We start from the raw sequence: 11,022 nt of genomic DNA, 5'->3' as shown, positions 1-11,022 counted from the left end.
GATCGCCGCGTCCGCGCCTGCCGGATCCAGGTCCGGGGCCGACCAGACCGTGCGGACCGCGCCGCGCGAGGCTCCACCCCGCCCGCCGCCGTGTCCCGCCCCGCACGGTCCCCGGCTTCCCGCCGACCCGCGCGGTCCCGGCTGTCCCGCCCGCCCCGCGCCACCGCCCCCGTGTCAGTGCCGGGTGCCAGACTCGACCACATGACCGAACGTTGGGCTCTGGCCGCCACGGAGACCGGCGGCTCCCTGCTCGCCCCGCTGGACTCCTCCGGCCTGCCCACCGCCCCGGTCCTGGCCGAAGCGGACCTCGTGGAGGCCGTCCGCTCCCGCCCGGAGGTCACCCGCTGGGTCTGGCGGTCCACCGCCGAGATCTACCCGCGCCTGCTCGCGGCGGGTGTCCCCGTGGCCCGCTGTTACGACGTCGAGGTCGCCGAATCCCTCCTCCTCGGCCATGAGGGCCGTCTCGGCGAACCCCGCTCCGCAGCCGCCGCCCACGCCCGTCTGCACGGCGCCCCCGTGCCCCCCGACCCTCCGCCGCGCTCCGCCGAACCCGGTGCGCAGTCCTCCCTCTTCGAGCCGCAGTCCGGCACCGGCCTGCCGTTCGACGACCTGCTCCAGGTCTACGCGGACCAGCTCCGCCGCCATGACGCCACCGCGCACCCGGACCGGATGCGCCTGCTGACGGCCTCCGAATCGGCCGGCATGCTGGTCGCCGCCGAGATGAACCGTTCCGGTCTCCCCTGGCGCGCCGATGTCCACCGGGACGTGCTCCAGGAACTGCTCGGCGAGCGCTACGCGGGCGGCGGCGAGCCCCGCAGGCTGGCCGAACTGGCCGACGAGGTGTCGGCCGCCTTCGGCAGACGGGTCCGCCCCGACCTCCCCGCCGACGTCATGAAGGCCTTCGCGCAGGCCGGCATCAGGGTGAAGTCGACCCGGCGCTGGGAGCTGGAGGAGCTGGACCATCCCGCGGTGGAGCCCCTCATCCAGTACAAGAAGCTGTACCGGATCTGGACGGCGCACGGCTGGAGCTGGCTCCAGGACTGGGTGCGCGACGGGCGTTTCCGCCCCGAGTACCAGCCGGGCGGCACGGTCAGCGGGCGCTGGACGACCAACGGCGGAGGGGCGCTGCAGATCCCCAAAGTGATACGGCAGGCGGTCGTCGCCGACGAGGGCTGGCGCCTGGTCGTGGCGGACGCCGACCAGATGGAACCCAGGGTCCTGGCCGCGATCTCCCGCGACCGCGGTCTGATGGAGGTGGCGGGCCATGCCGGCGACCTCTACACGGCGCTGTCGGACCGGGCCTTCCACGGCGACCGGGACCACGCCAAGCTCGCCCTGCTGGGCGCGATCTACGGGCAGACCTCGGGCGACGGCCTCAAGAATCTGGCCGCCCTGCGCCGAAGATTCCCGCTGGCCGTGGCCTATGTCGACGACGCCGCGAAAGCGGGCGAGGAGGGGCGCCTCGTACGGACGTATCTGGGCCGGACCAGTCCCCCCGCGGCCGGCAGCGGGGACGACGACGAGGCCGGGATTCCGCTGGAGAGCGCCGAACAGCCCTCCGGCGACGGCGAGTTCACCCCGGGCCACGCATCGTCCCAGGCCCGCGCTCGGGGCCGCTTCACCCGTAACTTCGTGGTGCAGGGCAGCGCCGCGGACTGGGCCCTGCTGCTCCTCGCCGCCCTCCGCCAGTCGCTCCGCTCCGCCGGGCTCCGGGCCGAGCTGGTCTTCTTCCAGCACGACGAGGTGATCGTGCACTGTCCGCGGGAGGAGACCGAGGCGGTCGTGGAGGCGATCCGGTCGGCCGGTGACATCGCCGGACGGACCGTCTTCGGCGACACACCGGTGCGCTTTCCGTTCACGACGGCGGTGGTGGAGCGCTATTCGGACGCGAAGTAGCCCTTGGCTCACGCACCGGAGTCGGGCGTGCCGGACTCCCCGTGCCCTCGTTGTTCACCCGTACCCGGCCGCGCATCGGGTCCCGAAGCGGGCCGGGCGCCCGGAGCGGCCTGTTCGCCGAAGCCGGCCAGCCCGTGGTCGTAGTGCGCGGGACGCAGATGCTGATGACGATGCCGGGCATTGAGCCGATGGATGACGAACGCCGCGATCGCGATCATCACGAGGACGACCACGACAGTGACCAGGGTGTCCATGCGATACCGGCCCCCTTCGACGCGCAGGCCGACAGAAGCGGCTCATCGGGAGCCGTGCACATCCAGGTTACTCCGCGGCCGGAATGACGCCCCTCGGCCGGGCTCAGCCGCAGCCACTCCCGTGCTCGTGTCCGCATGCCCGTGCCCGCATGCCTGAGCCCGCATGCCTGAGCCCGTGTTCTGCCGTGGACGCGGAAGGGTCCGGACCGGATGAGAAGCTCCGGCCCGGACCGGGCGCGGCGCGCGCCCCGCGAGGGAAACCCCGGGGCACGCCCGTGCAGCGGTGGTGCGCCTCCGCCGTCCTGCGCGTCTACCCGCGTTCCCACAGCGCGGGGACGTTCGGCGGTTCCCAGCCGGCCATGGCCGAGTGCGCCTGCAGGCAGCGGTACGCGACCCCGCCGTACGTGACGCGGTCTCCCGCGTTGTAGAGCGTTCCGGCCGCCCAGGTGGAGCCGGGCGGGTCGGTCGGCGGATCGGTCGGATCGGTCGGGTCGGTCGGATCGGTCGGGTCGGTCGGGTCGGTCGGGTCGGTCGGGTCCTGGGCGACGTCGAGGACGAAGTCGAAGGTCCCTTCCTTGGCGGAGCCGACGGCCCGGACGTTCATGAGGAGCGCAGGGTCGAAGATGCTGTCCGTGTTGTTGCGCGGCTCGTCGGGGAAGTCCAGCTGAGTGGTCAGGATGCCCGAGCCGGGAGCCTGGGCCTTGACATGGATGTGCCGCGTCCGGCCCGGGTACAGCCCCGGCACGATCGTGGTCAGGGTGAAGGCCCCCGACTGATCGGTGAACTGGTGGCCGCGGAAGGCATATCCGCTCATGTCGTACGCGCCGTTGGTGTCGGCCTGCCAGAAGTCGAGGAGCACTCCGGGGATGGGCTTGCAGGCCCGCCCGAAGACGTAACCGCTGACGGTCAGCCGGACACCGGGCGTGCTGCCGGTGATCAGGCTCGTGCGGAGCGGGGAGTCGGGCTTGAAGTAGGGCCCCTCGATCCGCTCGTGGGTCGGACCGTCGCCGTCGTCGCAGTTCGGGGTGGGGGCAAGGGGCCGGCCCCCGGTACCGGCGTCGCGTGCCAGCGCGACGCCGCCGCCGGCGAGCAGCGGGACGGTACCGACGACGAGAGCGGCCTTGAGGAGGGTCTTGCGGCTGATCCGGCGGTCGTCGCCGGAACCTTCGGTCACTTCTGGGGTCATGGCTGATTCCTCAGGATGGGGGAAGGGCACGTGCATGACACAGAGCGGAGCGGGGCGCGCACCGCCCGGCCGGGAGGCCGGAGCGTGGGGGCGTGCGGACGCGGTGTGATCCTGGCGAGAGGCCCTGGGGCGTGTCGGCCTACAGCTGCTGCCAGAGCGCCGGCACGTTCGGCGGCGTCCAGCCGGGCTGCGCCAGGTGCGCCTGCAGGCAGCGGTAACTGCCGGAGCCGTACGTCACGATGTCGCCCGCCGCGTACGTGGCCCCCGCCGCCCAGCTGCCGCCCGGGTCGGTCGGCGGGTCCGTCGGATCGGTGGGCGGATCGGTCGGGGTGCCGCTGGTGACCAGGGTGATTCCGTACGCCTGGAGCGCCGGATTCACCGGCTGGAATTACGTCGTACCGCCCTGGGAGCAGTTGCCGGAGCCGCCGGAGGTGACGCCCTGCGCCTGGCTGCCGGAGATGAACGAACCGCCGGAGTCGCCCGGTTCGGCGCACACGTTTGGGTGACTCCGGAGACGGTGCCCTCCTGGTAGGTGACGCTGGTGTTGCGCTGCTGCACCGTTCCGCAGTGCCAGCCGGTCGTCGAGCCCGAGCGGCAGACCGACGAACCCTCCAGCGCCTCGGTGGATCCGGTGACCGTCACATCGCCGTTGCCATACCCGTTGACCAGGGCACGCGGCGTCCAGTTGGTGTTGGTGGCGACCCGGGAGTAGTCGCGGCCGGGGAAGGTGGAGCCCTGGAAGGAGCCCTGGGCCTGCTGGTTGTAACCGCTGGTGCTGACCCCGGGTGTTCCGCAGTGACCGGCGCTGACGAAACCTGACTGGCCGCTGCCGCGCTTCACGGGGAAGCCGATGGAACAGCGCCCGGAGCCGTTCATGTAGTACGCGTCACCACCCCGCAGATCCGTGAAGGTACGGGGCTTCTCGGCCGACCGGCTCACCGTCACCACCCCGTGCGGCACGTCCGCCGCGGCGAGGAAGGCGTCGGCGGCCGAGGCGCGGGCGGCCCGCACGACCACGCGGTTGGTGGCCACGTCGACCTACCAGAGGGGTATGCCCTCCGGGGCCTTGCGCAGCGCGACCCGGTCCAACGCCGCCTTCGCGGCGTCGAGTTCGGCCAGGCTGTGCTCGACGACGACGGGCCGTGCGCCGGCCCGGCGGATCCGGCCGGTGTCCGTGGCATCGGTGGTGGCGACGGTCAGGGCGGCGTCGTCACCGCTCACCCGGGCCCCGGCGAAGTCCGCGCCGAGGGAGTGCCGCAGCCCGGCGGCGACGGCCGCCGCCCGGGACTCGTGGCCGACCCTGTCGCGCGCCTCGGAGGCCGTCAGCCCGAGATCGCGCCGCATGCCCTTCAGCAGACCGGGCGAGAGCTGTTCGGTGCCCGCGGCGGTGGGGTTGGGGAGGTGGGTGGGGAGCGGGATCGGGATCGGCGGACGCGCTGCCGGTCAGGCCGGCCAGCGCGAGCACACCGACGGCCACGGTGGCGGTGCACGCGGCCAGGGCACGTCTGCGGAGGATGGTTCTCTCCACGGAACTCTCCTTGACTTCGGGGGAATTTCCGCCAACGTAGCCGCGTACACGTCACCCTCAGGAGATCCCGCTCTCCCCCTCACTTCGCGTTATGGGGCCCTTGACCGAAAGCCTTTAGGCTCCGCGCATGGCCACGCATGAACACGAGATCACCGAGCCCGTCGACCTGTGCCTGCCGGACGGTCGGCTGAACCCGGCGGCCCGCGGCTGGTCCAGACAGCCGCTGCACCGGGCGAATCTTCGGGGCTGGGGGCGGACCAAGCGCTGGGAGTACTGGTGCGTGACCACCCCGACCCATCTCGTCGCACTGACGGTGAGTGACCTCGACTTCCTGGCCCTGAACACGGTGTACGTAACCGGACTTGCACCGGCTGGCTGCCCTGAACTTGTCGCCCGAATTACATCGAACCTCCTTCTCGTCCGACGTTTCGGACTGCTGGACGTACACCCTGACCCACCGCATCACCGACGCGACGCCCGCCGTCCCGACCCCGCGCGGCCATACACCCACCGGGCAACTCTCCTGGGGCTGAGGGCGCCACCGGACTGGACGAGATGGCCCGCTGCTTCGTCAAAGCCTGAAGCAAAAGCGGGGACTCACGGACGCCAGAGTCCTGGCATGCAGGGCCCGGGGCGCATGCGCTGCTGCCGCAGTCCGGCCACTGGCAGCCCGGCACAACTCGCCCACCGCAGCCGCGCAGGAGGAACAATCGTTCACTGCGGCCTGCCGCTTGGACGGGTGAGGTTTCCGGCAAGGGCAAGGCCAGGCGCAGCAGCACGACCGATCATGATGCCGTTCGCGGCCTGCGCAGGTGAAGACAACAGGGTGGCCGGCAGGCGCTTAAGAGATGGCCGATCAAGGCCGTGACCTGGTGGATGATGTATCGGCACCCGCAGTCTTCGTCAGCGCGTTCCGGGTGAGGACGACCCGGCCGATCAGGCCGGGCGCGGTGCGCGCTTACCAAGGCTGGTCCTGGGTCAGTTTCAGCAAACGCTGCAGGTGCATGCCGGCCTTGCGCAGCTCGGCCTCGGGGACCTGCCACAGCCGTGCCGCGTCGCTGTAACCGCCCCCGCCGACGCCACTCCAGTAGCAGGCAGACCGCTCGGCGGCGGCAGCGAGAATCGCTGCCGGGTAACGCTCCCGCAATGCCCGCGGGTCGGTCAGCCGCCACCAGGAGGCCAGGGCCCGCGCGGCCAGGTGCACCCCGTGCCGGGCAGGGGTGCGCTGCCACAGCAGGCGGGCGACCGGGTCCAGCTCGGCACCGGTGCGCGGGAGGCGGGTGGCCGGCTCAGTACCACCTGTGCGGTAGCGCGCCATCATGGTGCTGGCGTTCATCGCGTAGGGGCTCTGATGGGGCAGGACCTCGGCGATCAGCCGGTCGGGCCCAAGAGACCAGCGCAGCAGGTAGTCATGGCGTCCCCGGTCGGTGCGGACCTCGCCTCCGGCACCGTCCCAGCCGCGTCGTCCCTCGGCGGGGAAGACCACAGCGCTGCAGGACTCCACCCGTTCCCGGGAGTCGACGCCGATCCCGTACCGCGGCCCGGCCGCGCCGTACAGCCGCAGCAGGGCAGCGGCGGGCGAGTCCGGGGCGCACAACCGCTCCAGCTTGCGGCGGTCGCCGCCTGCGGCGTGCTCCCAGAAGGTGAAGGCGCGCTTCTGGAGGGTCTGGGGATCGACAGACCGGCGCTGCGGCGGAAACGGGGCATGGCCGGGTGTGGCGGGGCGGGAGCCGGGGCGGGAGGATGCGGCGCGCGTGCCGGACGCCTCGGCGATGCGCCCGACCTTCGCTCGACCCCCGCTCCGCGGCGCGGCTCCGCCTGCGGCCTCGGCGTTCCGTGCGGCCGACAGCCCCACAGCGGCGGTGGCGCCCGCACGCATTGGTGCCACCGCGCCTTCCGCGGATGCGGCAGCGTGCGTGGCGGCGCCGTCGCGGGGCGGCGGTACGGACTCCGGGGCCGGATGCGGGGTGGGGCGCTTGGGGGCCAGGCATCGGGCGCAGCCCAGGTGCGTCTTGGCTGCGACCAGCGGCGCACCGCTCTGGTCGCAGGCCGGGCAGCGCAGTGGGGCGAACTCTCCGGCGGGCAGCAGCCAGTCCAGGTCCAGCGGATAGCGCCGCTCGCCCCTGCGGACGTCCAGCGCGAGGCGCAGTACCGGGACTCTCAGCAGGTGTAGCCGGTAGGGAGTGAGCGTGTGGCGGGCACGGTATTTTTCGGCGATCTCGGCCAGGCGGCGGGCGCGCTCCTCGCGGGTGCTCTCGATACGGGCACGCAGCAGCGCCGCGCGGTCCTCGGGCGCGGTGGCGGCACGGCGCTCCAAGGATTCCACGGCGGACGCGTAGTACTCCCCGGCGCGGGCGCGCTCCTTGGCGTACGCGTCGCCGAGCTGCCCGGCCAGCCCATCCCGGCGCAGCACGGCGGCGGCTTCCAGCATCCGGTGGGCCTCGGCGAGGGCCGCGGCCAGGTCCGGCCGGCTGGTGGAGGCGTAGTCCACGGCGGCGGCGAGCCCGGCCGGCAGCGCGGTCTCGGCACGGGGGTCACGGCCGGTGCGGACGAGGCGCTCGCTGACCCTCGCCGGCACCCGCAGGCGGCTGGGTACGTCGACGAACACCTCGGCCTGCTCCTGGAAGTGGTCCTCCGCGGAGAGCTCGTAGCCCACCAAGGAGCCTACGCGCAGCACCGGCCGCAGGACCCGCTCGGGCGTGGCGTCGGCACGCGGGTCCAGGCGGCCGTGGTCGACCGGGAGATACTCTCGGGCCTTGGACAGCAACGTGGCGGCATCGGGCGGCACGGAGCGCGGCGCGGCCAGGGTAAGGGTGCCGGTGTCGCCCGCGGCCAGAACGCTCTCGGCGGCCTTGGCGACCACCGGGTGTCCGGTCACCAACAGCAAGGCGCCGTCTTCGCGGGCGACATCGGGGTCGGCGGTGACCGCGGTCTCCTCGGACAGCTCCAGCTCGCTCGCCAGGGCAGCGGGCAGCAGTGCCAGGGCGGAATTCCCGGCGTCCTCCCACAGCCCGCCGCGGTGCTCGACCCAGTCCAGCCAGAAGGCCAGCCCGGCCTCCTTGCGGATCACCGGCCCGCGTCCCGCTCGTCATCGCCGCCGACCAGTGCGTCGACCGCGCCGCGGCTGTCCAGGTAGTCCGTGCGGGCACTGACCAGCCGCTCGCCCAGGCGTTCCAGGCGTTCCTCGAACTCCGCGTCGTCCCCTGCGGTGGCGAAGGCGTCGAAGACGGAGGCCTCGAAGTCGAAGTCCTCGTCCACCCGGCCCAGGATCATGTCGAGTTCGCCGACGACCAGCTCAAACAGATTGATCTTGGATTCGAGGACGTGCAGGATCCGTTGCTCGATGGTGCCCCGGGCGACCAGATTGGTCAGCACCACGTCGTGCTCCTGCCCCACCCGGTGCAGTCGGCCCAGACGCTGCTCGATCTGCATGGGGTTCCACGGTAGGTCCACATTGGCCATCACATGGCAGAACTGCAGATTGCGGCCCTCTCCGGCGGACTCGGTGGACAGCAGCACCGGCGCCTGATCGCGGAAGGCCGCCACCGCCGCTTCCTTGTCCCGGCGCGAGAGGCTGCCGTGGTAGACCGCCGCCTGGACGCCCTCACGCTCCAGCCGCGCGGCGAGCGCGTTCAGGGTCTGCCGGAAGGCGGTGAACACCAACACCTTCTCCCCCTGTCCGTTATGCCGGCGCAGCCGCTCCAGCAGCAGCTCCGCCTTCGTGGATCCCTCGATTTCCCGGGCCAGCGCCGCCAGGTCCGGCCAGCCCGCCTTGGCCAGGGTCGGCGCGGCAGCCTGCGGGCTCGACCCGGCCAGCCGGGTCAGCCCGCGCAGGGTCAGCATCCGCGCCGAGGACGCGCCCTTGGCCTCCGCCCTGATCCTGGCCGCGATCCCCGCATACAGCTCCGCCTCCTCCTGCGAGGGCGCCACCAGCACCGTCTCGGCCAGCCGCTGCGGCAGCAGCACCTCGACCTCGCTGCGCCGGTGCCGGACCATCACCTCACGAGTACGGGCCCGCAGCTGATCCAGGTTGCGTGGCGCCGAAGGATCCGTCCCGGCTCCGGCGTGCCGCTGGCGGAACTGCGCAGGGGTACCCAGCAATCCGGGCGCGACCAGGCTCACGAGCTCGTACAGGTCCTGCAACCGGTTCTCCACCGGAGTGGCGGTGAGCAGCAGCAGATAGCGGGCACGCAAGGCCCGGGCGAGCTTCCCCGAGGCGCTGCGCGGATTGCGCAACCGGTGCGCCTCGTCAGCCACCACCACATCCCAGTGCCCCTCGGTCAGCCGGGACTTGAGCGGCTCCCGGCGCGCGGCGGCGATCGAGGCGAGCACCACCGGCCGCTCCGCGTCCGCCTCCTCCCAGCCCTGGCCCCGGGCGATCACCGTCGGCAGGCCGAACTTGCGCTCCAGTTCCTCGCGCCACTGCTCCACCAGCCCGGCCGGGGTGAGCACCAGCGTCCGATCCGCCAACCCGCGCATCCGCAGCTCGGACAGGACCAGACCCGCCTCGATGGTCTTACCCAGCCCCACCTCGTCCGCGAGGATCGCCCGGCCGCGCATCCGCCGCAGCACCGTCTGAGCGGTCTGCATCTGGTACCCGAACGGCGCGAAGGACAGCTGCGGCAGCGACAGGAAGGAGTCGAAACCGGGCCTGCGCCACACCTCCACCGCCGCATCCACCAGCACCGAGGTGACCGGATCCACCGGAGCCGCACCCAGCCGGCCCAACAGCACCGCGAACGCGTCAGGCAGTCCTTCGGGCCGCGGAGCCGAGCCGTCAGCTGTGGGAGGGCAAATGGTGGCGGTACTCAAGCGACCTCGCTCGGGGAGCAGTGGAACGGATGGAAACGGGCACGCTCCGTCACCCGCGGACCAGCCTACCGACAGCATCGCCAGGACCGTAACCGTGGATGGGGCCCCGAACAAGGGATCACATCCAGGTCCCGCGAGATGAGCCGCAGCGCCTGTCGGTAGTCTGCACGGCCGTGAGCGAGTACCAGTACTACGAGTTCCAGGCCGTCGACCGGCCGTTGACCAAGGACGAGCTCGAAGGGGTGCGGGGGCTGTCGAGCCGGGCCCGGATCAGCGCGACGCACTTCGTCAATGAGTACCACTACGGCAACTTCCGTGGCGATGAGCGCAAACTGATGGAGCAGCTGTACGACGCACACCTGTACTTCGCCAACTGGGGCTCGCGGCGCCTGATGCTGCGCCTGCCCACCACACTGCTGCCCGCCCGCAGCGCCGAACCGTACTGCGCGGAAGACGCCTTGACCTGCTGGACCAGGAAAGAACACCTGCTGCTCGACTTCTCCTACGAGGCCGAGGACGGCGGCGAGTGGGACTTCGAGACCTCCTTCACCCTCGCCTCCTTCACCGCCCTGCGTACCGAACTCGCCGCGGGCGACCTGCGCCCCCTCTATCTGGCCTGGCTCTCCGCGCTCACCCGCTGGGAGCTGGAGGAGGACGTCGACGAGGACGAGTACACCTCCACCCTCGAACCGTCCGTCCCCGCCGGCCTTGCCCGGCTCACCGGCCCGCAGCAGGCCTTGGCGGACTTCCTTCACGTCGACCCGCATCTGCTCACCGCGGCTGCCCGCGCCAGCGGTGACGCCCCTTCCCAGGCAATCGACAAAAACGCGCTCACCGCCTGGATCCGCGCCCTGCCACCACGCGAGAAGGACACCCTGCTGCTGGACGCGGCCCTGGGCACCGCCCCGCAACCGGGCCCCACTCTGCTGGCCCGCCACCGCGCCGCATCCCGTGGTACGGCCGAACCGTCCCCCGCTGCCCGGCGCCGTTCAGCCGCGCAGCTCCTCGACGCCGCCCACGAGGTGCGCAGCGAGCACACACGGCAGCAGGAAGGGGCCCGCGCCCAGGCCCGCCGGGCCGAACAGCGGGCTCGCGAGAGCCACCTGGACCGCCTGGCCGAGAACACCGGGCAAGCCTGGCAGGACATTGCCCACCTGATCGGGCAGAAGCAGCCCGGCCCCTACGACGCCGCCGTCACCCTCCTGAAGGATCTCCGCGAGGTCCACGACCGGGCGGGCACCCTCGAGGAGTTCGCCCGGCGCCTGCACGACCTGCGCGAACAGCACTGCGGCAAGCCCTCGCTGATGCGGCGCTTCACCGACGCCGGCCTGACGGCCCGCTGAGGC

At 72.2% G+C, this 11,022-nt stretch carries 6 protein-coding genes and 2 pseudogenes; 3 read left to right on the top strand and 5 right to left on the bottom strand.

Features of this window, described 5'->3' with window-relative positions; all coding sequences use genetic code 11:
• Positions 1–201: 201 nt before the first annotated feature.
• A complete protein-coding gene (locus ABZ826_RS14010; RefSeq protein ID WP_361446811.1) occupies positions 202–1,896 on the top strand; it encodes a bifunctional 3'-5' exonuclease/DNA polymerase in 1,695 nt (564 codons plus the stop codon).
• Between the two features lie 8 nt (positions 1,897–1,904).
• On the opposite strand, the gene ABZ826_RS14005 is transcribed toward ABZ826_RS14010, so the two are convergent.
• The 3 genes and pseudogenes from ABZ826_RS14005 to ABZ826_RS13995 all read right to left on the bottom strand — a co-directional run bounded on the left by ABZ826_RS14005 (position 1,905) and on the right by ABZ826_RS13995 (position 4,864).
• Positions 1,905–2,150, bottom strand: a complete 246-nt coding sequence (locus ABZ826_RS14005) for a hypothetical protein (RefSeq protein ID WP_361446809.1) — start codon at positions 2,148–2,150, stop codon at positions 1,905–1,907.
• Between the two features lie 310 nt (positions 2,151–2,460).
• Positions 2,461–3,336 carry a carbohydrate-binding protein gene (locus ABZ826_RS14000; RefSeq protein WP_361446807.1) on the bottom strand — a complete coding sequence of 292 codons (876 nt, stop codon included), beginning with the start codon at positions 3,334–3,336 and terminating at the stop codon, positions 2,461–2,463.
• Positions 3,337–3,475: 139 nt separating this feature from the next.
• Positions 3,476–4,864: pseudogene (locus ABZ826_RS13995) on the bottom strand (alpha-lytic protease prodomain-containing protein).
• Between the two features lie 127 nt (positions 4,865–4,991).
• Between ABZ826_RS13995 and ABZ826_RS13990 the strand changes: the two are divergent.
• A pseudogene (locus tag ABZ826_RS13990) lies at positions 4,992–5,219 on the top strand (DUF2804 family protein); the annotation flags it as partial.
• A gap of 603 nt (positions 5,220–5,822) precedes the next feature.
• On the opposite strand, the gene ABZ826_RS13985 reads toward ABZ826_RS13990, so the two are convergent.
• Positions 5,823–7,934 carry a hypothetical protein gene (locus ABZ826_RS13985; RefSeq protein WP_361446805.1) on the bottom strand — a complete coding sequence of 704 codons (2,112 nt, stop codon included), beginning with the start codon at positions 7,932–7,934 and terminating at the stop codon, positions 5,823–5,825.
• The gene (locus ABZ826_RS13980) at positions 7,931–9,568 is read right to left on the bottom strand and encodes an SNF2-related protein (RefSeq protein WP_361446803.1); all 1,638 of its coding nucleotides are present in this window, start codon (positions 9,566–9,568) and stop codon (positions 7,931–7,933) included. Before ABZ826_RS13980 ends, ABZ826_RS13985 begins: the two co-directional genes overlap by 4 nt.
• Positions 9,569–9,849: 281 nt before the next feature.
• Between ABZ826_RS13980 and ABZ826_RS13975 the strand changes: the two genes are divergently transcribed.
• Positions 9,850–11,019, top strand: coding sequence for a hypothetical protein (locus ABZ826_RS13975; protein ID WP_361446801.1), 1,170 nt, complete (start codon positions 9,850–9,852; stop codon positions 11,017–11,019).
• Positions 11,020–11,022: the final 3 nt, after the last annotated feature.

It is taken from the genome of Streptomyces sp. NPDC047515, assembly GCF_040643055.1.
In the GTDB taxonomy this organism is placed as follows: Bacteria; Actinomycetota; Actinomycetes; order Streptomycetales; family Streptomycetaceae; genus Streptomyces.
The sequence above is the reverse complement of the archived record's forward strand: the minus strand, read 5'-3'. Positions and strand labels throughout refer to the sequence as shown.

Coding starts and splice junctions, on each gene's coding strand:
- ABZ826_RS14010 (WP_361446811.1), top strand. CDS start 202: ATGACCGAACGTTGGGCTCTGGCCGCCACGGAGACCGGCGGCTCCCTG.
- ABZ826_RS14000 (WP_361446807.1), bottom strand. CDS start 3,336: ATGACCCCAGAAGTGACCGAAGGTTCCGGCGACGACCGCCGGATCAGC.
- ABZ826_RS14005 (WP_361446809.1), bottom strand. CDS start 2,150: ATGGACACCCTGGTCACTGTCGTGGTCGTCCTCGTGATGATCGCGATC.